Source organism: Burkholderia catarinensis (assembly GCF_001883705.2).
In the GTDB taxonomy this organism is placed as follows: domain Bacteria; phylum Pseudomonadota; class Gammaproteobacteria; order Burkholderiales; family Burkholderiaceae; genus Burkholderia; species Burkholderia catarinensis.
The window spans coordinates 1-22,686 of record NZ_MDEQ02000025.1 but is presented as its reverse complement, the minus strand read 5'-3'; the positions used below and the strand labels follow the sequence as shown (position 1 = coordinate 22,686).

The following is a 22,686-nucleotide window of genomic DNA, read 5'->3' as shown; positions in this document are numbered from 1 at the left end:
GAACGGCCGGCACGCAGCCGCACCTGCGACGCATCGTGTCCGCGGCCGCCGCTTGCAGCCAAGGCAGCGCGCGACGCATGGCCGCGGCATGCGCCCGGCACACGCGACGAGCGAGTGCAGAATCCGACAAGACGGCGGCACCGCTTCACCCGATACTGGCCGGCTTCACGATTCGTCCGGCCGCATCGCGGCCCGCCACGCATGCTTACCTCGATCGTCGCCGCCGCTTTCGTCGCGCTCTGGTCCACCGGCTTCATCGTTGCGCGGGCAATCAAGCCCTACGCCGATCCCAACCTGTTCCTGCTCGCGCGTTTCGCGGGCACGGCCGCGCTGTTCGGCGCGGTCGCGCTCATCGCGCGCGCGCCGTGGCCGGCCCGCCGCGAATGGCCGCGCCACCTGATCGCGGGCGCGCTGCTGCAGGGCATCTATCTCGGCGCGAGCTACTGGGCCGTCGCGCAAGGGTTGAACGCGGGCGTCATGGCGCTGCTCGGCGCGCTGCAGCCGCTTGCCACCGCCGTGCTCGCCGTCCCGCTGTTCAACGAGCGCCTGCCCGCGCGCGGCTGGCTCGGGATGGCGCTCGGGCTCGCCGGTGTCGCGCTCGTGCTGGCGCCGAAGGTCACGGGCGGCGTGGCGCCGCCGCCGGGCTCGGCGCCTGCGTGGTTCGTGGTCGCCGTGTCGGTGCTCGCAGTCGGGTCGATCACCGCCGGCTCGCTGTACCAGAAGGGCAAGCTCGCGCAGAGCGACCTGCGCACCGCGGTCGCCGTGCAGAACTTCGGCGCGGCGATCGTCGCGGCGATCTTCGTCGTGCTGCTTCACGAGACGCGCTGGATCGGCGCGCCGGCGCTGTGGATATCGCTCGTGTGGGGCGTCGTGTTCCTGTCCGGCGGCGCGGTCACGATGCTGATGTGGATGCTGCGGCGCGGCAACGCCGCGCGCGCGACGTCGCTGTTGTTCCTCGCGCCGCCGCTCGCCGCGCTGCAGGGCTACCTGCTGTTCGGCGAAACGCTCGCGGCGATCCAGCTCGCCGGTTTCGCGCTCGCACTGGTGGGCGTCGTGCTCGCGCGGCGCTGACGCGTTCGCGCAAGCACGGCCGGGCGAACGCGCCGACGCCGGCCGTCGAGCCGGCACGCGCATCGGAACCGCACGCACGGATGCCCTTCGGGCGGCATCCCGCACCCGTCCGGCGCACCCGTGCACCACGGCGAGGCATCGCGTCTCGCCGAAGCAACGCGAAACCGCCGGATCGCACGCCCGGCGCGGCGCCCCGCCACGATTGCGCTTATGATGGGCGCCTCGCATTTCGTTCCGGAAGACCCCCCTTCATGACAGCCGCCGATTACGCCAGCCGCCAACGCGCGATCATTGCCGAACTGAACGTCGCCCCGCATTTCGACGCCGAGGCCGAGATCGCCCGCCGCGTCGATTTCCTCGCGCAGTACCTGCGTTCGACCGGCCTGCGGACCTACGTGCTCGGCATCAGCGGCGGCGTCGATTCGTCGACGGCCGGGCGGCTCGCGCAACTGTCGGTCGAACGCCTGCGCGGCGACGGCTACGATGCGCGTTTCATCGCGATGCGCTTGCCGAACGGTGTGCAGAACGACGAAGCCGACGCGCAGCGCGCGCTCGCGTTCGTGCGCGCGGACGAGACACTGACGGTCGACGTGAAGCCGGCCGCCGATGCGATGCTCCGTTCGCTGGTCGCATCCGGCCATGCATTCGAAACGCCGGCACAGCAGGATTTCGTGCACGGCAACGTCAAGGCGCGCGAGCGCATGATCGCGCAGTACGCGGTGGCCGGCGCGCGGCGCGGCATCGTGATCGGCACCGATCATGCGGCCGAATCGCTGATGGGTTTCTTCACGAAGTTCGGCGACGGCGGCGCGGACATCCTGCCGCTCGCGGGCCTGAACAAGCGTCGCGTACGCGCGGTTGCGCGCGCGCTCGGCGGCGAGGAACTGATCGTGATGAAGGTGCCGACGGCCGACCTCGAGGAGCTGCGCCCGCTGCGTCCCGACGAGCACGCGTACGGCGTCACCTACGACGAGATCGACGATTTCCTCGAAGGCAAGCCGGTCGGCGACCGCGTGTACGAAACGGTGCTGCGCTTCTACGACAGTTCGCGCCACAAGCGCGCGCTGCCGTACACGCCGTTCGACTGGCCGGCCGCGTAAGCCGCCACTGCGGCTGAACGAGCGAGCGCCGCGCGCACCGTAGCGGCGACGCGCGGCAACCCAAGGACGGGCAACGCTACGCGTGCCCGCCCGGCTTCTTCGCCTGCAGCGCGCGAATCCGCATCCGCGCGCCCGTATCGCTGACCGTCGTGTCGTACATCGTCGCGAGATCGCGCTTGAGCGCGGTGCGCGAGCCGCCGTCGAGATACACCATGTGTCCCGACGGATAGAAACGCGCGGACAGGTTCTGCCGCACCTTCTGATCCTCGAGCGGCATCTGCTGCAGATCGATCACGGTCTGGTAGAACGGCGTGACGAAATCGTAGAGGCCGTTCGCCGACAGCACCTTCAGGTCGACGTTCAGCGCCATCACCGCGGCAAGATCGCCGGCCGTATAGAGAATCACGTTCCCCTTCGCATCGATGCCCTGCTGCGCGCCGGTCGGGTCGATGTGACTGAAATCCCAGTTCCGGAACGCCTGGTCGTTCAGGTCCGTGAACGCGGAATTCGACGTGAACTTCAACTGCTCGTTCAGGTAGCTGTTCCACATCGCCGTATAGACGCCCGTCACGGCCGTCATCGTCGGATCGTTGCCGCCCGAGTTCGGGTCGATCTTGCCGGCGATGCCCGACGAGATCCCGGTCACGCGGCCGTCGTATGAGCCGAGCGCGAGCCCCTGCGCATGCAGCAGCGTCGTCAGGAACAGCGAATTGCCGCGCGCGTCGTAGCCCGCGATGTCGAGGCTCCACGATTGCAGCGTCGCCGCATCGATGCCCGTGTATTGCGACAGTTTCTGCACGGCGGCCGGGTCCGCATGCGGGACCGCGCGTAACGCGTTCAGGTAGTCGGTGCGCGAGAACTGCGCGACTTCCTCGACGAACGCGCCGAGATCGGTCGGCGCCGGCGTGACGCCGAGTTTCTTGTGATACCACGCGTCGGCCGCCGCGGTCGGCAGCGCGCCGACCGGGTTGCCTGCCTGCCGGTAGTCGAGGATCGACGATTGCAGCGTGACGCCGTTCAGGTCGACGCCGTCCTCGTGCAGCTTGTACGCGAGCACGCAGCTGCGTGCGGTGCCGTACGATTCGCCGAACAGGTATTTCGGCGAATTCCAGCGGTTGTTCTTCGTCAGGTAACGCTTGATGAATTGCTTCAGCGAATCCGCATCCTGGTCGACGCCCCAGAAGTTGCGGTTCTTGTTCGGCGCGACGGCCGCCGAATAGCCGGTGCCGACCGGGTTGATGAACACCAGGTCGCTGTGGTCGATCATGCTGTCCGGGTTGTCTTCCATCTGGTACGGCGCGGGCGGCGTGAAACCCGGCATCGACGTCCTGATGCGCTTCGGCGCGAACGAGCCGAGCAGCACGAACACCGACGACGAGCCGGGCCCGCCGTTATAGAAGAACGTCACGGGCCGCGTTTCCTCCTTCGCGCCGTCGGCCGTGAACGCGACGTAGAAGAGCTTCGCGGCCGGCTGCGAGCTGCTCGGGTCGACCGTCACGAGGTGGCCGGCCGTCGCCGTGTATGCAATGCGCTTCCCGTCGATCAGGATCGTGTGATGCGTGATCGCGGCCGCCTCGGTCGTGTCGGTCACCGAGTCGTCGGGGCCGTTGCCGTACGCGACCGGATCGAAGAACGGCTGGTCGCGGCCGTGGCTCAGCGCGACCGGGTTGATGGTCGGCGGCACGCCATGCGAATTGTGGTCGCCGTGATGCAGCGGATACACGCCGCCGGAAGATGCGGAATCGATGCCCATCGTGCTGCTCCTGGAGGTGAGAAAAAGGCGCGGGCAGGAAGCCCGCGCCATACGGAAAGGCGTGCGCCGCGGCCGTCAGCTCGACGGCTTGCGTGTCAGGATCGCGGCGAGCTGCGCGCCGTTCGGGCTGCCGAGGCCCGTGCACGCATCCCAGCCCTGCGCGGCCGCATACGTGCCGTTCGAGCCTTGCGTGATGTCGCGCAGCGCGCCCGGATTCTTGTAGAGCGCAGGATTGATCCAGCCGACCGACGCGCCGCCCGCCGCATTGATGCGCGCGATCAGCGCGGCCCACAGCGGCGCGACCGCGCTCGTGCCGCCCATCACCGTGGCCGTGCCCGCGATCGATACCTCGTAGCCCGTCTGCGGCGACGCATCAGCCGCGACGTCCGGCACGCCGCGCTTCGCGAGCGGCACGCGGCTGCCGTCGGCGCGCGTGACGGCAAGCCCCTGCTGCCACACCGGCAGGTCGAACAGCGTGCTGACGCCGCCCCCGCTCGCGCCGCCGCCCGCCGCATCGTCGTTCCACGCAACCTCGCCACGGATGCCCTGCCCCGGCAGCGCATCGAGCTGCGTGCCGCCGCAGCCGAGCACGTACGGGTTCGACGCGGGGAAGTCGACGTGATCGGCGCCGTCCTGCAGCCCGTCGCCCGAGCCGCTGTCGCCCGACGCCGCGCACACCGTGATGCCCTGCGCGGCCGCCGCCTGCAGCACGCGGTTGAACGCCTGCGCGGACTGTGCCTGCCAGATCGCCTCCGGGCCGCCCCAGCTGATCGAGATCACGGAAGGCTTGTTGGTCTTGTCGCTGACCGCCGCGTTGACGGCCTGGATGAAGCCCGCGTCGCTGTTCGGCGCGAAATAGACGGCGATCTTCGCGGCCGGCGCGATCGCGCCGGCGATCTCGATGTCGAGCGCGACTTCGCCGTCCGGGCCGCTCGGGTCGCCGGTCGGCGCGTTGCGACCGGTGCCGACGTTGACGTCGACGAGCGTCGGCGGCGTCTTGATGCCGAGCCCGCTGAAATATTGCTGGATGTCGGCCGCGCGGTAGCCGCCGCCGAGCTCGACGATCGCGATGCACTGCCCGGCGCCGTCGCCGGCCGGAAAGCCGTACAGCGACGCCAGTTGGACCGGCGTGAACGTGACGCCCGCCGCGCCGCCGCGCGCGGGCCTGAACGGCGGACGCAGCCGGAAATGCGGCCGCGCCTGCGGGCGGCTGTCGAGGCCGAGCACGGCCGTGACGGCGTCGCCGAGATCGTCGGGCAGCGCGATCGGGCCGGAGCGGCCGCGATACTGGCCGATCGACTGATGCTCGAAGCGCTCGAGCGTGACGCCGAAGGCGGCTTCGAACTGCTGGATCGTGCCGGACAGCACGACGACGCTTTCGACCGGGTCGACGCGGTCGACCGTGAGCTGGTGACGACGCGCGAAGTCCTCGGTCTTGCGGATGTCGTCGGGATTGGCGGAGAAACGCTGCGCGAACGCTTCGCGCGACAGCGGTTTCGCCTGTGCGTCGCCGGTGGCGAGCTGGTGGATCAACGTATCGAGTTGCCCTTCTTCCTGCCGCCGCAACATGATCGTGACGTGGATGCGTTCTGCCGGATCGCACGGGCCGAGACACTTGGACTCGGCGACGATTCGGGGTTCACGGTCGGCGTGAAGATGCCTTGCCATGTTCAGACCCTCCTTGGTACCGCGTTGCACGGAACAGCCAGGAAATCGGACAGGGCCGGCGGGAGACGGTTCCGTTCGGTCGGTCGGGTTCGCGACAGCGCGAAGTAACAGGAAGTTTAGATCAGTCAGACGATTTGCGCGCACGCCCTTCTGCAACGGGGCGCCCGCGCGGGCCGGCGTTGCGCACGGCCCTCATCCGATGCCGCGTCGCGCGACCTGCGCCGGCACGACGCCGCGTCGACGCTCAATCCATCGACAGGCGCAGCGCGAAACCGATCAGCGCCGCGGAAAACGTCCAGCGCTGCACGGTCTGCGCCAGCGGATGCGCGCGCATCCAGGCCGCGATGCGCGACGCGCCGAACACGCAAGCGAGGTCGAAGCACACGCCGGCCGCAACCAGCAGCGCGCCGAGCTCGAACATCTGCAACACGACCGGCCCGGCCTCGGGCCGCACGAACTGCGGCAGCAGCACCGAGCAGAACAGCAGCGCCTTCGGATTCAGCAGGTTCGTCAGCAAGCCCTTCACGAACGACTGTCGCAGCGCGCCGGCCGCCGCCGCATCGCCTTCGCCGAGCGCAAAGACCGGCGAGCGGAACACCTGGATCGCCACATACGCGAGATAAAGCGCGCCGCCGTAGCGGATCACCTCGTACAGCCACGGCGCACTGCGGATCAGCGCCGCGACGCCGCACGCGGACAGCGTCACGTGCGCGGTCCGCGCGAGCGACAGGCCGGCCGCCGCCGCCATCCCCGGCCGCACGCCGCGGCCGATGCTGGTCTGCAGCACAAGCGCCATGTCCGGCCCCGGCACCGCGTAGATGGCTGCCAGCGCGGCGAGATAAATCAACAGCAAATGCGTGGAAATCATGGTCTGCCCCTGTCTTTCATGACGATATGTTGCCGCTGAAGACGGAGGGATTATTGGCCTTCTTAGACTCAGGATTGGCGATCCATAGGGGAATCCGCCACAATCATGAAATCAGAACAAGGATTCCGCCAATATGACCGAGCTCGACAAAACCGACCGCGCGATCCTCGCCGCGGTGCAGCGCGACGGCCGCCTGCCGATCGCGCGTCTCGCCGAATCCGTCGGCCTGTCCGAGACGCCTTGCGCGCGGCGCCTGAAACGACTCGAAAGCGACGGCTACATCGAGCGCTACCGCGCGCAGTTGTCGCGCCAGGCGCTCGGCTACGGCGTCGTCGCGTTCGTGCTCGTGCGGTTCGCGACACACGACCGCAAGGTCGCCGACCGGTTCGAACGGGAGGTGCTCGGCATCGAGCGGATCCTGGCGTGCCACAACGTCGCGGGCACCGCCGACTACCTGCTGCAGGTGGTCGCGCGCGACCTCGACGATTACGGCACGTTCCTGCGCGACTCGCTGCGGACGCTGCCGGGCGTGACGTCGATCGAATCCGCGCTGTCGCTGCGCGAAGTGAAGCACGACGCGGGGTTGCCCGTGCCGTGACGTGCGCAGCGGGCCGCGCCGGCGTAACGCTCGTTCACCTTGTCGGCAACGGCAGCGGCGGCGTCACGCGATGTCGGGCGACTGGTGCGCGCGCTCGAGGTCCTCGAGAAACGCCTCCACGAGCGGATTACCGCGCCCGTCGCGCGCGACGACCATGTGGAACGTGACGTCGTAGCGCAGTTGCTCCGGATTGAGCGGCGCAAGCAGCCCCTGCGCGACATACGGCGCCGCGAAGTGCTGCGGCAGGTAGCCGAGGTGGTGGCCGGACAGGATCAGCAGCGCGACGGCCTCCATGTTGTCGGCGGTCGCGGTCACGCGGTCGGGCGTCGTCGACAGTTGCGCCTCCGGCAACGGATACGAGCGCCACGCCCATTCGAAGCCCGCGACGTCGGCCGGCGTCAGCGCGCCGGCGCCGTCGAACAGCGGATGGCCGCGGCCGCAGTACGCGACCTGGCGCTCGATGAACAGCGGCGTGTAGTGCAGCGACGGCACGCGGTGCCAGAAGTAGCCGACCGCGATCTGGATCTCGTCGGCCAGCAGCTTCTCCTCGAGATCGCCCGGCGCGCGCACGGAGATCGAGAACCGCACGGCCTCGTCGCGCGTGCGGAACGCGGCGATCGCCTCGGCGATCCGCGCGTTCTGGCTCACCGGCGTATGGCCGATCAGGCCGATGTTCAGCGTGCCGACCAGTTGGCGGTCCATGTGCCGCGCGGCCATCCCGAACTCGTCGAGCGCCGCGAGCAGCTTGCGGCTCATCGCGTGGAACCGTTCGCCCTTCGGCGTGAGCCGGAAGCCGCTGCGGCCGCGCTCGCAGAGCCGGTAGCCGAGCCGCGTCTCGAGCGACGACAGTTGCGCGCTGATCGTCGACTGCCCGACGTTCAGCACCACCTGCGCGGCCGATACGCCGCCCGCGTCCGTGACCGCGAGAAATACGCGGATCAACCGCAGATCGAGGGTCGACAGATTCCCCAGCACGCTCATCCCCTTCCATACATCGATGGAAATCGATGTTTACGTCGATATCTTCGCATTCTTCTTTCCCGGTGGAGCGCGTAAAACTGTGCGTCAGGCCGCGTCGCATGATACGGCAACCCCACATCGGACGAGACACCCCCATGAACGACCACACCCATTTCCAGCCGCTCGGCGGCAATGAAATGCCGCGCTGCGGCGGCATCGCAACGATGATGCGCCTGCCGCACGTGGCGAGCGCCGAAGGCCTCGACGCGTGCTTCGTCGGCGTGCCGTTCGATCTCGGCACGTCCAACCGCACCGGCGCGCGCTTCGGCCCGCGCCAGATCCGTACCGAATCCGTGCTGCTGCGCCCGTACAACATGGCCACGCGCGCCGCGCCGTTCGATTCGCTGCAGATCGCCGACGTCGGCGACGTCGCGATCAACCCGTACAACCTGCACGACTCCATCGCGCGTATCGAAGCCGCGTACGACGCGATCCTCGAGCACGACTGCAAGCCGATCACGCTCGGCGGCGACCATACGATCGCGCTGCCGATCCTGCGCGCGATCCACCGCAAGCACGGCAAGGTTGCATTGATCCACGTCGATGCACACGCCGACGTGAACGATACGATGATGGGCGAAAAGATCGCGCACGGCACGCCGTTCCGCCGCGCGGTCGAGGAAGGCCTGCTGCACGGCGACAAGGTCACGCAAATCGGCCTGCGCGGCACCGGTTACGCCGCCGAGGATTTCGACTGGTGCCGCGAGCAGGGCTTCCGCGTCGTCCAGGCCGAGGAATGCTGGAACAAGTCGCTCGCGCCGCTGATGGAGGAAGTACGCGCACGCGTCGGCGACACGCCCGTCTACATCAGCTTCGACATCGACGGCATCGATCCGGCCTACGCGCCGGGCACCGGCACGCCGGAAATCGCGGGCCTCACGGTGCCGCAGGCGCTCGAGATCATCCGCGGTGCGAAGGGGCTGAACATCGTCGGCTGCGATCTCGTCGAAGTCGCGCCGCCGTACGACCCGTTCGGCACCACGGCGCTGCTCGGCGCGAACCTCGCATACGAGCTGCTGTGCGTGCTGCCGGGCGTCGCGTACCGCGACTGACCCAGGCATCACGACTTATTCCAGATCAGAGGATTGCAGAGGAGCACATATAACGATGGGGACATCCGTCAAACAACCGAAGCGGGCGGCGCTCGCGTCGTTCGTCGGCACCACGATCGAGTGGTACGACTTCTATAGCTACGCGACCGCCGCCGCCATCGTGTTCGGGCCGCTGTTCTTTCCCGGCGAAAACCGTTTCGTCAGCCTGCTCGCGTCGTTCGGCTCGTTCGCGGTCGGCTTCTTCGCGCGGCCGCTCGGCGGCGTGATGTTCGGCTACCTCGGCGACCGCTTCGGCCGCAAGCGTTCGCTGCTCGCGACGCTGATGCTGATGGCCGTGTCGACGGTCGCGATCGGCCTGCTGCCGACCCATGCGCAGGCCGGCATGCTGGCGCCGGTCCTGCTCGTGCTGATGCGCGTGCTGCAGGGCATCGCGGTCGGCGGCGAATGGGGCGGCGCGGTGCTGCTCGCCGGCGAGCATGCGCCCGAAGGCAAGCGCACGTTCTTCGCGTCGTTCGCGCAACTCGGCAGCGCGAGCGGCCTGATCCTGTCGATGCTCGCGTTCGGTGCGATCAGCACGCTGTCGAAGGACGACATGATGAGCTGGGGCTGGCGCGTGCCGTTCCTGGCAAGTTCCGTACTGCTGATCGTCGGCTTCGTGATCCGCGCGAGCGTGTCCGAGTCGCCCGAGTTCGAGGAAGTCAGGAAGAGCGGCAACATCGCGCAAAAACCGCTGCGCGAAGCGCTCAAGTACTGGCCGCTGCTGCTGCTCGCGATCGGCGCGAACGTGTACGGCATCGCCGGCGTGTATTTCAGCAACATCTTCATGATCAGCTACGCGACGCAGTTCCTGTCGCTCGACCGGTCGATGGTGCTGCATTGCATGACGATCGTCGCGGTGCTGCAGTTCGTCGTACAGCTCGCGGCCGCGTTTCTCGCGCAGCGCTTCGGCACGACGCGCGTGCTGCTGATCACCGGCGCGTGGGCTGCGATCGTCCCGTTCCTGATGCTGCCGCTCGTGCACATGGGCACGCCGCTGTCGATCACCGTCGGCGTCGGCCTCGCGACGCTCGCGGAATCGGGCTACTACTCGGTGGTCGCGGGCTTCGTCAGCGGCATCTTCGTCGCGCGGATCCGCTACACGGCAATCTCGATCGCGTACCAGGTGTGCGGCGCGCTCGCCGGCGGCCTCACGCCGCTGGTCGCGACCCTCATCGCGCAGAACACCGCGCCGCAATGGTGGCCGCTCGCGATCCAGTACACGAGTGCCGCGATCCTGTCGTCGTTGTGCGTGTGGCTGATCTCGCCCCGTGTGAGCATCGACGATGCGGGTGCGCCCCGCAAGACGAACGAGCCGCTGCCGCACGGCGTGCGCACCGCGTAACGTCCCGCAACGGGCAGGCGCTTCGCCTGCCCGTTTTCATCGAGCTGTCCGGCGGTGTGCCGCACCGCCCCGCATCCCCCGATATTCATTGCCTGCCACGACGTGTCGCGGCAGGCAGGCGCACGCGGTCGCATCGACGAACCGCGCGCGACCCTGGAGACAAGCCGTCATGAACCGCCCCGACACCCTCGACCTCGGCCGCGCCGAACCGGCCGGCCTCGCGATCGAGCACCGCTCGATCGACTACGTCCCGGAACACGAACGCCACGCGAAACTCGCGAGCCAGGGGCCGTTCTGGTTTCTCGGCAACTTCCATTTCTTCACGATCTCGATCGGCTTCGTCGGGCCCGGCATGGGCCTGTCCGCGGGCTGGACGACACTCGCGGGTGCGCTCGGGATCATGTTCGGCACGATCTTCATGGCGTTTCACGGCTCGCAGGGGCCGGAGATGGGCCTGCCGCAGATGATCCAGTCGCGCGCGCAGTTCGGCTATCGCGGCGTGATCGTCGCGCTGCTCGCGACGCTGTTCGTATTCGTCGGCTTCAATGTCGTCAACGTGTCGCTGATGGTCGACGGCGTGCACAACGTATTCGGGATCGACGGCGGCTTCGTCGCGGTCGCGGCCGTGGCAACCGGCGCGCTGCTCGCCATCTACGGCCACGACCTGATGCACCGGACATTCACGTGGGCGCTGATCGCGACCCTGCCGCTCTATGCGCTCGTCACGCTCGCGCTCGCGTTCGGCCATGCGGCGCCGGCACACGCCGCCGTTGCGCCGGCCGCCGCGCCGGGCTTCAACTTGATCGCGTTCGCGACGCAGTTCGCGATTGCCGCGAGCTACAACATCTCGTATGCGCCGTACGTGTCGGACTATTCGCGCTATCTGCCGAAAAACACGAGCCGCGCGAAGCTGATCGCGGTGATCTTCGCCGGCGCGTCGCTGTCGGGCACCTGGATGATCGGCCTCGGCGCTTGGCTCGCGCAGAAGCTGCACGCCGCCGACGCGCTCGTCGCGATGAACGACGTCGGCACGTCGCTCGTGCCGGGCCTCGGCAAGCTGATCGCGATCGTGTCGCTGGTCGGCTTCCTGCCGATCATCGCGCTCAACGCATACAGCGCGATGCTGACCGTGCTGACCGCCGCCGATTCGATCGTGCCGATCCGGCCGACCCGTCGCGCGCGCGTCGCGTCGATCGTCGCGATCAGCACGTTCGTGCTCGCGTGCGTGTTCGCGATCCGCGGCAACGGCATCGCCCTGCTGCAGACGTTCCTGACGCTGATGCTCTACTTCCTCGTGCCGTGGACCGCGGTGAATCTCGTCGATTATTTCTTCGTGCGGCGCGGCCACTATGCGATCGCGCATTTCTTCACGCCGAACGGGCTCTACGGCGCGTGGCAACCGCGCGGCATCGTCGCGTACGTGGCCGGCTTCGCGGCGATGGTGCCGTTCTTCTACATCTTCGACGCCGAGGCAAATCGCGACGTGTTCGTCGGCCCGTTCGCGCGGATGCTCGGCGGCGTCGACATCGCTTGGCTCGTCGGGCTGGTCGTCGCGGGCGCCGTGTATTGGCTGCTGTCGCGCTCGCTCGACCTCGACCACGAACGGCGCGTGATCGCCGACGCGCCGTCACCCGAGACCCTCGCCGGCACCACCCGCGACGATCACGCGTGATGGAGAAAGGTCCGCGATATCGAACGCTGCGTGCCTGTCGACGGATCGCCGGATCGTCGATCGCGGCCGCAGGCATGCAGCGTTCGCGCGTTATTGCACCTGGCTGCGCAGCGTCTTCGCGGCGGCGACCATGTTCGTCAGCGCCGGAATCACCTCCGCCCATTGGCGCGTCTTCAGGCCGCAATCCGGGTTCACCCACAGGCGTTCCGCCGGAATCCGTTCGGCCGCCTTCTTCATCAGGCCGACGATGTGATCCTGCGTCGGGATGTTCGGCGAATGGATGTCGTACACGCCCGGCCCGATCTCGTTCGGATACCTGAAGTTGTCGAACGCATCGAGCAGCTCCATGTCCGAGCGCGACGTCTCGATCGTGATCACGTCCGCGTCCATGTCGGCGATCGACGCGATGATGTCGTTGAACTCCGAATAGCACATGTGCGTGTGGATCTGCGTATCGTCCCGCACGCCGTTCGCGGTGATGCGGAACGATTCGACCGCCCATTTCAGGTACTCGCCCCATTGCGCGCGGCGCAGCGGCAGCCCTTCGCGCAGCGCGGCCTCGTCGATCTGGATCACGCGCACGCCGGCCTTCTCGAGATCGAGCACTTCCTCGCGGATCGCCAGCGCGAGCTGGTAGCACGACACCGAGCGCGGCTGGTCGTCGCGGACGAACGACCAGTTCAGGATCGTTACGGGGCCGGTCAGCATGCCTTTCATCGGCTTGTTCGTCAGCGACTGCGCGTACGCGATCCATTCGACCGTCATCGCCTGCGGGCGGCTGATGTCGCCGAACAGGATCGGCGGCTTCACGCAGCGCGAACCGTACGACTGCACCCAGCCGAACCGGCTGAATGCGTAGCCGTCGAGCTGCTCGCCGAAGTATTCGACCATGTCGTTGCGCTCGGCTTCGCCGTGCACGAGCACGTCGAGTTCGAGCGATTCCTGTTCGCGGACGCTGCGTTCGATCTCGGCCTGCATCGCCGTGCGGTAGCCGGCTTCGTCGAGCGCGCCGGCCTTGAACCGGCTGCGTGCCTGGCGGATTTCGGCGGTCTGCGGGAACGAGCCGATCGTCGTCGTCGGGAAGGCCGGCAGGTTCAGTCGCGCCGACTGCTTCGGCGCGCGCTGCGTATAGGGGCTCGCGCGGTTGCCGAGCTGCGCGTCGATACGCGCGATCGCGGCCTTCACCGCCGGGTTGTTCACGCGCGGCGAGTTGCGGCGCGATTCGATCGCCGCGGCGTTCGCGGCAAGCGCATCGGCCACCTTGTCGCGGCCTTCGTTCAGCGCGGTCGCGAGCACCTTCAGTTCGTCGAGCTTCTGCCGCGCGAACGCGAGCCACGAACGGATCTCCGCGTCGAGCTTTTCCTCGCTCGCGAGATCGACCGGCACGTGCAGCAGCGAGCACGACGGCGCGAGCCACAGGCGAGCGCCGAGCTGCTTCGCGAGCGGTTCGAGCCAGTCGAGCGTCGCGTTCAGGTCCGTCTTCCAGATGTTGCGGCCGTTGATCGCGCCAACCGACAATACGCACTCGGCCGGCAGTTCGCGCACCAGCGCGTCGACTTCGTCGCGTGCGTTGATCGCGTCGACATGCAGGCCGTCGACCGGCAGCGACGCGGCGAGCGCCAGGTTGTCCTGCAACTGGCCGAAGTACGTCGCGAGCAGCAGCTTGATGCGGCGCGTTTCGAGCGCGGCGTACGCGGTCTTGAAGGCTTGCTGCCATTCGGCATCGAGTTCGGTGACGAGAATCGGCTCGTCGATCTGCACCCATTCGACGCCCTGCGCGGTCAGCGTGTCGAGCAACGCGCCGTACACGGGCAGCAGCTTCGGCAGCAGCGCGAGGCGATCGGAATCATCCTTCGCCTTGCCGAGCCACAGGTACGTGACGGGGCCGAGGATCACCGGCTTCGCGGCCACGCCCTGCGCGTTCGCCTCGGCCAATTGCTGCAGCAGGCGCGACGGATCGAGCGAGAAGTTCGTGTCCGCATGGAACTCCGGCACGATGTAGTGGTAGTTCGTGTCGAACCACTTCGTCATTTCGCCGGCCGCGACACCGCCGCAGCACGCCGCATGCTCTTCCGCCGACTGCGCCGAACGGCCGCGCGCCACGCGGAAATAGTTGTCGAGCACGTCGCCATGGAAACCCTGCACGCGCTTCGGCAGATTGCCGAGCGTGAAGCTCATGTCGAGCACCTGGTCGTAGAACGCGAAGTCGCCGATCGGGGCAAGGTCCAGATCGCGCTGGTCGTGCCAGTGGCGCCGGCGCAGCTCGGCGCCGAGCGCCTTCAGCTCGTCGCGCGACGATTCGCCCTTCCAGTAGCGTTCGAGGCCGAACTTGAGTTCGCGCGTCGCGCCGATGCGCGGAAAACCGAGGTTGTGGGTCGTAACCATGAAGCTGCCGTCCAGAAATAGTGAATGTCAGGCAGCCATCATAGGGATTTCAAACCATGAAATAAAATGGCATTATTTCATTCACCCATTAAGTTTGTTCATGCATCTGTTGCGCGAGCACTATCCATGCTGGAACGATTCCATCTCGTCGTCATTCGCGAAGTCGAGCGCCAGGGCTCGCTGACCGCGGCCGCCAATGCGCTGCATCTCACGCAATCGGCGCTCAGCCATACCGTCAGGAAAATCGAGCAGCAGCTCGGCACGCCGATCTGGGATCGGGAGGGTCGCGGCCTGCGGCTCACGCAGGGCGGGCAATATCTGCTGAAGCTGGCAAACCGGCTGCTGCCGCAGTTCGAGCTCGCCGAGGAGCGGATGAAGCAGTACGCGAAGGGCGAGCGCGGCACGCTGCGCATCGGGATGGAGTGCCACCCGTGCTATCAGTGGCTGCTGAAGGTCGTGTCGCCGTACCTGTCGCGCTGGCCCGACGTCGACGTGGACGTGAAGCAGCGCTTCCAGTTCGGCGGCATCGGTGCGCTGTTCGGCCATGACATCGACGTACTCGTGACGCCCGATCCGCTGAACAAGCCGGGCCTGCGCTTCGATCCCGTGTTCGACTACGAGCAGGTGCTGGTGGTCGCCGACGCCCACCGGTTCGCGAACGCCGATTATGTGACGCCCGAGCAGCTGACCGACGAGATCCTGATCACCTACCCGGTCGAAACCGACCGGCTCGACATCTACAACCAGTTCCTGACGCCGGCCGGCATCGTGCCGCGGCGGCACAAGTCGATCGAGACGACCGACATCATGCTGCAGATGGTCGCGAGCGGGCGCGGCGTGGCCGCGCTGCCAAGGTGGCTCGCCGACGAATACGCGGACCGGATGCCGGTCGTGCCGGTCAAGCTCGGCAAAAAGGGCATCGCGAAGCAGATCTTCCTCGGCATCCGCGAGGCGGACGCGTCGATCGACTATCTGGCCGCGTTCGTCGCGCTTGCGCGCGAATCGACGTGGAGCGCACCGCGCATGCTGCGCTAGGCGCGCCCGGTTACCCTGCGCGTCAGGCGGCGCGCATGCCGATGCGTTCGCCGCGCTCGACCCACGCGCCGAACAGCAGGCCGATCGTCGTCCACATGATCGCCTGCATGCCGATCGCCGCGACGCGGAATTTCCACAGCACGGCGGCCGGGAACGCGGCCGGCACTTCATCGAACGACGGCAGCCCGAGTTGCACGGCCGCGATGATCGCGATGAACACGAGCCCCGCGACGATCGACGCGTTCCATTGGCCGAGCTTCGCCAGCAGATGACGGCGCACGCTGACCGAGAACACCATCGTCGCGATCGAGATCGCGATCATCAGGAAGAACAGGCCCGTGCGATAACCGATCGTGTCGGGGTCGCCGACCGACGGTGGATTGGCCGGGTACTTGATGTTCGGTACGACCACGAGCGCAATGAACGCCGCCAGCGCGAGCCACGCGGCCAGCGGCCGTGCCGGGAGGCGGCTGCCTCGCCCGTATGCGTACGCAAAGACCAGCGAGAACAACCCGCCGAATGCCGCACCGTAGGTCACGACGCCCGTCAGCAGGCCGAGGCCAGCCTGCGTGTGACGGCTGACCAGCTCGGGCTCCGGCGCCTCGCCTTTCACAACCTCGAGTTTTTCTTCAAAGGAGATCGCCTGATCGACTTGCGGCTCGCCGACGATTTTGGCGAAACCGAACGTGAGGAGGCCCGCGGCGATGCCTGCGAGCATCCCGCGCATGAGCAGCTTTCCGACCATCGTGTACTCCGCGTCAGTGGCAGGGAAAGCCGAGCAGATGGCGGCCGTCGTGGACGAATTCGTGCACGACCATGCCCGGCACGAGCGACGTCGCGCCTTGTTCCGCGCCGACGAAATAGAGTGCGAGCAGCAGGATCAGGCCGACGAATACGGCCCACGGCAACAGTTCACGGACGGGGATGGGCGCCGGCACGACCGCCGGCTTCAGCACTGCTTCGCTCATGGATGCACCTCAGGGGAATCGCGCCCCGACAAATGTTGGATGGGTACGAAGGCGGGTCTGGCTTCCGGGATCATGGATCACCGGTTACAGTGGCGCGACCGCGCCGGGATTGCACCGGCTTCCGCGTTTCGTATCGGGCGAATTGTACGCGCGAACGTTCGCGTATTGAAGTGAAGGCGCGCGGACAATCGCGCTCCGTTCCGGATCACCCGAACACCAACATGAACACGCATGCCTCGCTGCGCCTGATTGCACACGCATCGACCCGGGCGATGCGCACCGGCACGTTTCCCGACGACGATCCGCTCGACGCACACGGGCTCGCGGAAGCCGCTGCGCTGCGCGGCCGGTGGACAGGCGCCGCCGGCTCGCTCGTGTTGTGCAGCCCTGCACGCTGCGCGCAGCAGACTGCCGATGCGCTCGGACTGCACGCCGACATCAATGACGCGCTGCGCGACATCGACTACGGAAACTGGCGCGGCAAGCGGCTGCACGACCTCGCGCGCGACCTGCCGGACGCACTTGCCGCATGGATCGGCGATCCGTCCGCGTCGCCGCACGGCGGCGAATCGTTCGAAGCCGCCGCTCATCGTGTCGGCGCCTGGTTGAACGCGCTGCCGCCCGGCCGCGACATCGTCGCGATCACGCATGCGGCGATCATACGCGCGGCCATCGCGCATGCGCTGCGAATGGATCCCGATGCGGCGACTCGCGTCGACGTCGCGCCGCTGTCGTGCACGACGTTCGTCGCATCGCCTGGCGGGTGGACACTGATCATGGACATCGATGCGTAAGCCCTCGTCGCGTTCACTATGTGGACAACGATGCGAGCCGACGTTGCGCGCCGCAATCGCATGCTTTCGCTCACCTTGCGTTTCTGTAAGACACATGGTTCGTCGTCCGGACTGTCATCAAACTGACTGCTAGCCGCAGCTAGGATCGGACGCGATTCCCTTACGAGATGCCGTCATGAATCAACCTGCTTCGTCCGCCCCGAACAATCCGGGCTCCGTCGCACGCACCAGGCAGCTCGGCTATGCCGTCTTCCTGCTGGTGCTCGCGATCGGCGCCGTCTATATCGCCACGCACCTGATCGACGATCTGTCGTCGGTCCGCGAAGGGACGCTGTTCCCGTACCTGCTGCTCGGCGCGGCATTGCTGATCGCGCTCGGCTTCGAATTCGTCAACGGCTTCCACGACACCGCGAATGCGGTCGCCACCGTGATCTATACGCACTCGCTGACGCCGAACGTCGCGGTGATCTGGTCCGGCATGTGGAACTTCCTCGGCGTGATGGTCTCGAGCGGCGCCGTCGCATTCGGCATCCTGCAGTTGCTGCCGGTCGAACTGATCCTGCAGGTCGGCAGCGGTTCGGGCTTCGCGATGGTGTTCGCACTGCTGATCGCCGCGATCGTGTGGAACCTCGCGACCTGGTATTTCGGGCTGCCGTCGTCGAGCTCGCATACGCTGATCGGGTCGATCATCGGCGTCGGGCTGATGAACCAGCTGATGCACGGGCCGTCCGGCACGAGCGGCATCGACTGGGGCCAGGCGCTCGGCGTCGGCAAGTCGCTGCTGCTCTCGCCGATCGTCGGCTTCCTGTGCGCGTCGCTGCTGCTGCTCGTGCTGAAGGCCGTCGTGCGGATTCCCGAGTTGTACAAGGAGCCGCCGAAGGATCAGCCGCCGCCGTTCTGGATTCGCTGCCTGCTGATCCTGACCTGCACGGGCGTGTCGTTCGCGCACGGTTCGAACGACGGGCAGAAAGGGATGGGCCTCATCATGCTGATCCTGATCGGCACGGTGCCGACCGCGTATGCGCTGAACAAGGCCGTCACGCCGGCCGAATCGCAGACCTTCGTGGCGGTCGCGAACCAGGCGGCCGCGACGTTCGGGAAGTACACGAACGGCATCGCACCGTCCGCGAACCCGCGTGCCGACGTCGAACACTACGTGCAGCATCGCGAACTGACACCCGCCGTGCTGCCGGCCGTGCAGCAGTTGTCCACGTCGCTCGCGACCGCGGTCGGCAAGTCGGGATCGATGGCGGCCGTGCCGCAACGCGACGTCGACAACGTGCGCAATACGATGTATCTGGTGTCCGAAGCAATTCGCCTGATCGAGAAGTCCGGCCAGCCCGCGTTCGCCGCCGACGACAAGCTCGCGATCGACAACTATCGCAAGCAGCTCGACCACGCGACCAAGTTCATTCCGACGTGGGTGAAAGTCGCCGTCGCGATCGCGCTGGGCCTCGGCACGATGGTCGGCTGGAAGCGGATCGTCGTGACCGTCGGCGAGAAAATCGGCAAGCAGCATTTGACTTACGGACAGGGCGCGTCCGCCGAACTCGTCGCGATGCTGACGATCGGCGCCGCCGACGTGTACGGCCTGCCTGTATCGACGACCCACGTGCTGTCGTCGGGCGTCGCGGGCACGATGGCGGCGAACGGATCGGGGTTGCAATGGAGCACGGTGCGCAGCCTCGTACTCGCATGGGTACTGACGCTGCCGGCGTCGATCGCGCTTGCGGCAGGGCTCTACTGGCTGTTCCGGTCGCTGGCGTGATCGGGGACGCGGTGGGTGGCCGGCACGAACCGGCCGCCTGCCGTGGAAGATTCGACCGTCGCTTCTCCGCTTCTCCACGCCGACACGTCGCCGCATGCGTTGTGTCCGTGCCCCATCGCAGGTTTTTCCCTCTTCCTTTTCCGAATTGGAGCGCAAGATCTGGAGCGCGCCGGCGCACGGACGTCGCTAGACTGGGTTCATCAACTTTCATCGTGGATTCAACCGTGCGCGCAACGCTTCCGAGGCATTCCGCACGACACCACATTGCTGACGAACCGAGGGGCACCCGTGAACATTGCCGATCTGCAACCTGCCGCCGAATCGCCGGACATCGTGCAACGCATCGACGCGATCGACTGGACGGCTGTCGATACCGATCTCGATCGCTACGGATGCGCGCATGTGCCGGGCCTGATCCCGGCAAACGAGTGCGCTGCACTCGCATCGCTCTATCCGCGCGATGCGCTCTATCGCTCACGCGTCGTGATGGCGCGACACGGCTTCGGGCGCGGCGAATACAAGTATTTCGCGTACCCGCTGCCTGCGGCCATCGCCGAGTTGCGCGCGACGATCTACCCGCATCTCGCGCCGACCGCGAATCGCTGGAACCAGGCGCTCGGGATCGACGTCCGCTATCCGAAAGACCATGCGACATTCCTCGATCGCTGCCACGCGGCGGGACAGACGCGACCGACGCCGCTGATCCTGCAATACGGTCCCGACGACTACAACTGCCTCCATCAGGACCTGTATGGCGAGCACGTCTTTCCGCTCCAGGTCGCAATCCTGCTGTCGGCGCCGGGCCGCGATTTCACGGGCGGTGAGTTCGTGCTGACGGAACAGCGGCCACGCATGCAGTCGCGTGCGGAAGTGGTGCCGCTGACGCAAGGTGACGCGGTGATCTTCGCCGTGCACGGCAGGCCCGTGCAGGGAACGCGCGGCGTCTATCGCGTCAACCTGCGCCACGGCGTAAGCCGGATCCGCAGCGGCCACCGCCACACGGTCGGCATCATCTTCCACGACGCACAGTGACGGCAATCGGGGCGAGCGCAACGCTGTCGTGCCGTTCGTCACGCGGATGGATTCGCACGGGAAATACCGCGCGTCTGTCGCATCAATCGCGCGTTATCTCTCGGCGTGCGTGGCGACCGGGCATCGCCGCGCGATCCGTTCACTCGTCCACCGTGACACGTGACAGCTTTCGCTTCCCGGCACGCCATCGCAGCCGCGACGGAACGACGTTTCAAGTGAGCGGCTGGAAACAAAAACACTCACCTGTCGCGACCCAAGGGCGATTAGCTGTCCGGCCTACCCTCGCGCCACATTTGCCCGCAGCCGGTCGCCTGCATCGGAGGCCAGCCGCGCGTAGCCCGGCAACGTCAGCAATGCGAGCACGCCCGCCGCGACGAACGCCCAGCGAAAATCGTCGAGTACGTAGTGGATGCCGGCCGCATCGCCGCGCACCAACGCCGCGAGCCGCAGCGACAACGCGCCGAACGCGATCCCCATCCCGATCGTCATCTGCTGCGCGGCGCTCCACAGCGTGCTCGCCGCGCTCGTCTGCTGAGCCGGGATATCCGCATAGGCCAGCGTCGCGAGCGTCGTGAACTGCATCGACCGCGTCAGCCCGTAGACGAATACGACGAACAGCGTGATCGTCAGCGGCGTCGACGCGGTCAGCCAGCCGCACGCGATCGTGAAGATGCAGACAATCGTCACGTCGACGAGCGCGACGCGCCGGAAGCCGAAGCGGTCGAGAATCCACGACGTTCCTGCCTTCATGCCGAGATTGCCGAGCGCGCTCGCGAGCAGCAGCAGGCCGGACTGGAACGGCGACAGCCCAAAGCCGATCTGGAACAGCAACGGCAGCAAGTACGGCACGGCGTTGATCGCCATCCGCGTCATCGAGCCGGTGATCACGGTCACCGAGAATGTCGGCACCTTCAGCGTCGTGAAATCGAGCAGCGGATGCGCGCAACGTCGCGCATGCAGCCACGCGGCAATGCCGAACAGCACGCTCGCGCCCACCAGTACGGCCGCACGCGTGAAGTGGACGTCCTGCTGGCCGGCCGCTTCGGTGCCGATCAGCAGACAGGTCAGCGCTCCGCCGGCCAGCACGAAGCCGACCCAGTCGAGGGGGCGCTGCTCGTCGGCCCGCGTGTTCCGGACGATCAGCCAGGTACAGGCCAGCGCAGCAATACCGAACGGGACGTTCAACAGGAAGATCCAGCGCCATGACGCATAGGTCGTGATGAAGCCGCCGATCGGTGGCCCGACGACAGGCGCGACGATGCCCGGCCACGTGATCGTCGCGATCGCACGCATCAGCTTTGCCTTTTCGGTGCTGCGCACGACGATCATCCGGCCAACCGGCACCATCATCGCCCCGCCGACGCCCTGCAGCAGCCGTGCGGCCGTGAACGTCACTACGCTATCGGACAGCCCGCACAGCACCGACGCGCCGGTAAAGACGACGATTGCACTGGCGAACACCGTGCGCGATCCATAACGGTCCGCGATCCAGCCGCTGATCGGGATGAACACGGCAAGCGCAAGCATGTAGGCCGTCATCCCGAGGCTCAGCGCGTTCGGCCCGACGCCGAACGAGCGCGCCATTTGCGGCAGCGCGGTCGCGATCACGGTCGTGTCGAGATACTCCATGAAGAACGTTGCGGCGACGAGATACGGCAAGAAGTCAGTCGTCCTACTACTTTGAGCGGGGCTGTCAGTCATGAACGGTGCGGGAGACAGGATACGAAAGACACCGACCGCCGGCGGATGCAGACAACCACCGGGACTCGGAGCGAATGGCGATATTACCCCGAAGGCCCTGCTCTCCGCTCTGCCGGGCATCTCGCGCGAATGAACTTTATGCGCATAGATTTCGGGGACGGTTTCGGACTGCGTTCGCCGCGCGGCGCCCACGATCGGGTCAGCTCGAAGCGTTGAAGGACGGATAGATGACGCAAGAAGTCCTTCGCGGGAATGCAGCGCTTAGCGAGCATTGTCGACGAACGTCGCTCATCACCGCCCATCACAACGTCATCTTTTGACGCATCGACATTAGCCGAGCGCTGATGGGAGGCAAATTGAGTGGCACGCAAAGGAGGACACCGGGAGATTCGACCTGATCCCTGTCGCTGCGAACAGTGGATGGGAGAGGATGCCGGCCTCGGTAGCGCAGAGTTGCCGGTACGGGGCCGGCCCGGGCGGCCTGAGCGCGCTATGCGCCACTCCTGGAGACGATCCCGGCATGAATCGGCAGCCCAGCTCCGAGCCAAACTATCGATCCCGATCCCGCGCCCATTTCCGTCGCTGAAATGCAAAAACCCCCGCCTTGTCGGGCGGGGGTTCTTGGCTTAGGGAGCCTGACGATTACCTACTTTCACACGGGAATCCGCACTATCATCGGCGTAGAGTCGTTTCACGGTCCTGTTCGGGATGGGAAGGGGTGGGACCGACTCGCTATGGTCATCAGGCAAAGAGGGGTGTTGTGCTGGCTTCGCAGCACAACCAATCTTGGAAGAAGCAGTAATTTTGAGTTGTGTGTATC

18 protein-coding genes, 1 rRNA gene and 1 riboswitch are annotated in these 22,686 nt (G+C 66.9%); of the genes, 10 read left to right on the top strand and 9 right to left on the bottom strand.

The genetic code is table 11. The features are described 5' to 3' along the window. Nucleotides 1–201: 201 nt before the first annotated feature. Together BFF94_RS29935 and nadE are read left to right on the top strand one after the other, a co-directional pair. Nucleotides 202–1,071 (top strand): DMT family transporter, encoded by an 870-nt coding sequence (locus tag BFF94_RS29935; RefSeq protein WP_128848760.1) that lies wholly within the window; start codon nucleotides 202–204, stop codon nucleotides 1,069–1,071. 251 nt (nucleotides 1,072–1,322) lie between these two features. After that, on the top strand, nucleotides 1,323–2,171 hold the full coding sequence (gene nadE, locus BFF94_RS29930; protein WP_128848763.1) for an NAD(+) synthase: 849 nt from the start codon (nucleotides 1,323–1,325) through the stop codon (nucleotides 2,169–2,171). A gap of 76 nt (nucleotides 2,172–2,247) precedes the next feature. Here nadE and BFF94_RS29925 read toward each other — a convergent pair whose 3' ends face one another. The 3 genes from BFF94_RS29925 to BFF94_RS29915 all read right to left on the bottom strand — a co-directional run bounded on the left by BFF94_RS29925 (nucleotide 2,248) and on the right by BFF94_RS29915 (nucleotide 6,460). After that, on the bottom strand, nucleotides 2,248–3,924 hold the full coding sequence (locus BFF94_RS29925) for a S10 family peptidase (protein WP_128848765.1): 1,677 nt from the start codon (nucleotides 3,922–3,924) through the stop codon (nucleotides 2,248–2,250). A 75-nt stretch (nucleotides 3,925–3,999) separates the two neighbouring features. Beyond that, complete coding sequence (locus BFF94_RS29920; protein ID WP_219140148.1) at nucleotides 4,000–5,592, bottom strand: S53 family peptidase; 1,593 nt, start codon at nucleotides 5,590–5,592, stop codon at nucleotides 4,000–4,002. Nucleotides 5,593–5,836: 244 nt separating this feature from the next. Beyond that, complete coding sequence (locus tag BFF94_RS29915; protein ID WP_128848768.1) at nucleotides 5,837–6,460, bottom strand: LysE family translocator; 624 nt, start codon at nucleotides 6,458–6,460, stop codon at nucleotides 5,837–5,839. A gap of 133 nt (nucleotides 6,461–6,593) precedes the next feature. Between BFF94_RS29915 and BFF94_RS29910 the strand changes: the two genes are divergently transcribed. Beyond that, nucleotides 6,594–7,058, top strand: a complete 465-nt coding sequence (locus BFF94_RS29910; RefSeq protein ID WP_128848770.1) for an Lrp/AsnC family transcriptional regulator — start codon at nucleotides 6,594–6,596, stop codon at nucleotides 7,056–7,058. A gap of 63 nt (nucleotides 7,059–7,121) precedes the next feature. On the opposite strand, the gene BFF94_RS29905 is transcribed toward BFF94_RS29910, so the two are convergent. Then, complete coding sequence (locus BFF94_RS29905) at nucleotides 7,122–8,033, bottom strand: LysR family transcriptional regulator (protein ID WP_128848797.1); 912 nt, start codon at nucleotides 8,031–8,033, stop codon at nucleotides 7,122–7,124. Between the two features lie 140 nt (nucleotides 8,034–8,173). Here BFF94_RS29905 and speB point away from each other — a divergent pair, with 140 nt between their 5' ends. The 3 genes from speB to BFF94_RS29890 all read left to right on the top strand — a co-directional run bounded on the left by speB (nucleotide 8,174) and on the right by BFF94_RS29890 (nucleotide 12,183). Next, nucleotides 8,174–9,130, top strand: a complete 957-nt coding sequence (gene speB / locus BFF94_RS29900; RefSeq protein WP_128848773.1) for an agmatinase — start codon at nucleotides 8,174–8,176, stop codon at nucleotides 9,128–9,130. Nucleotides 9,131–9,185: 55 nt separating this feature from the next. Continuing rightward, nucleotides 9,186–10,511 (top strand): MFS transporter, encoded by a 1,326-nt coding sequence (locus BFF94_RS29895; RefSeq protein ID WP_128848775.1) that lies wholly within the window; start codon nucleotides 9,186–9,188, stop codon nucleotides 10,509–10,511. Nucleotides 10,512–10,680: 169 nt separating this feature from the next. Next, the gene (locus BFF94_RS29890) at nucleotides 10,681–12,183 is read left to right on the top strand and encodes a purine-cytosine permease family protein (protein WP_128848778.1); all 1,503 of its coding nucleotides are present in this window, start codon (nucleotides 10,681–10,683) and stop codon (nucleotides 12,181–12,183) included. Nucleotides 12,184–12,273: 90 nt separating this feature from the next. On the opposite strand, the gene metE is transcribed toward BFF94_RS29890, so the two are convergent. Continuing rightward, on the bottom strand, nucleotides 12,274–14,568 hold the full coding sequence (gene metE, locus BFF94_RS29885) for a 5-methyltetrahydropteroyltriglutamate--homocysteine S-methyltransferase (protein WP_128848781.1): 2,295 nt from the start codon (nucleotides 14,566–14,568) through the stop codon (nucleotides 12,274–12,276). Nucleotides 14,569–14,694: 126 nt separating this feature from the next. Here metE and BFF94_RS29880 point away from each other — a divergent pair, with 126 nt between their 5' ends. Then, a complete protein-coding gene (locus BFF94_RS29880; RefSeq protein WP_124488697.1) occupies nucleotides 14,695–15,603 on the top strand; it encodes a LysR family transcriptional regulator in 909 nt (302 codons plus the stop codon). Nucleotides 15,604–15,625: 22 nt separating this feature from the next. On the opposite strand, the gene BFF94_RS29875 is transcribed toward BFF94_RS29880, so the two are convergent. After that, nucleotides 15,626–16,348 (bottom strand): CbtA family protein, encoded by a 723-nt coding sequence (locus BFF94_RS29875; RefSeq protein WP_128848783.1) that lies wholly within the window; start codon nucleotides 16,346–16,348, stop codon nucleotides 15,626–15,628. Between the two features lie 13 nt (nucleotides 16,349–16,361). Continuing rightward, a complete protein-coding gene (locus tag BFF94_RS29870; RefSeq protein ID WP_034175140.1) occupies nucleotides 16,362–16,571 on the bottom strand; it encodes a CbtB domain-containing protein in 210 nt (69 codons plus the stop codon). 33 nt (nucleotides 16,572–16,604) lie between these two features. Further along, nucleotides 16,605–16,742, bottom strand: a riboswitch (cobalamin riboswitch). 50 nt (nucleotides 16,743–16,792) lie between these two features. On the opposite strand from BFF94_RS29870, the gene BFF94_RS29865 reads away from it, so the two are divergent. The 3 genes from BFF94_RS29865 to BFF94_RS29855 all read left to right on the top strand — a co-directional run bounded on the left by BFF94_RS29865 (nucleotide 16,793) and on the right by BFF94_RS29855 (nucleotide 20,165). Next, complete coding sequence (locus BFF94_RS29865) at nucleotides 16,793–17,365, top strand: histidine phosphatase family protein (protein ID WP_128848786.1); 573 nt, start codon at nucleotides 16,793–16,795, stop codon at nucleotides 17,363–17,365. Nucleotides 17,366–17,540: 175 nt separating this feature from the next. Beyond that, on the top strand, nucleotides 17,541–19,133 hold the full coding sequence (locus tag BFF94_RS29860; protein ID WP_128848789.1) for an inorganic phosphate transporter: 1,593 nt from the start codon (nucleotides 17,541–17,543) through the stop codon (nucleotides 19,131–19,133). Between the two features lie 288 nt (nucleotides 19,134–19,421). Further along, a complete protein-coding gene (locus tag BFF94_RS29855) occupies nucleotides 19,422–20,165 on the top strand; it encodes a 2OG-Fe(II) oxygenase (protein WP_128848792.1) in 744 nt (247 codons plus the stop codon). Nucleotides 20,166–20,441: 276 nt separating this feature from the next. Here BFF94_RS29855 and BFF94_RS29850 read toward each other — a convergent pair whose 3' ends face one another. Continuing rightward, nucleotides 20,442–21,866: a DHA2 family efflux MFS transporter permease subunit gene (locus BFF94_RS29850; protein ID WP_128848795.1), complete on the bottom strand. Its 1,425-nt coding sequence runs from the start codon at nucleotides 21,864–21,866 to the stop codon at nucleotides 20,442–20,444. 633 nt (nucleotides 21,867–22,499) lie between these two features. After that, nucleotides 22,500–22,612, bottom strand: a 5S ribosomal RNA gene (gene rrf / locus BFF94_RS29845). Nucleotides 22,613–22,686: the final 74 nt, after the last annotated feature.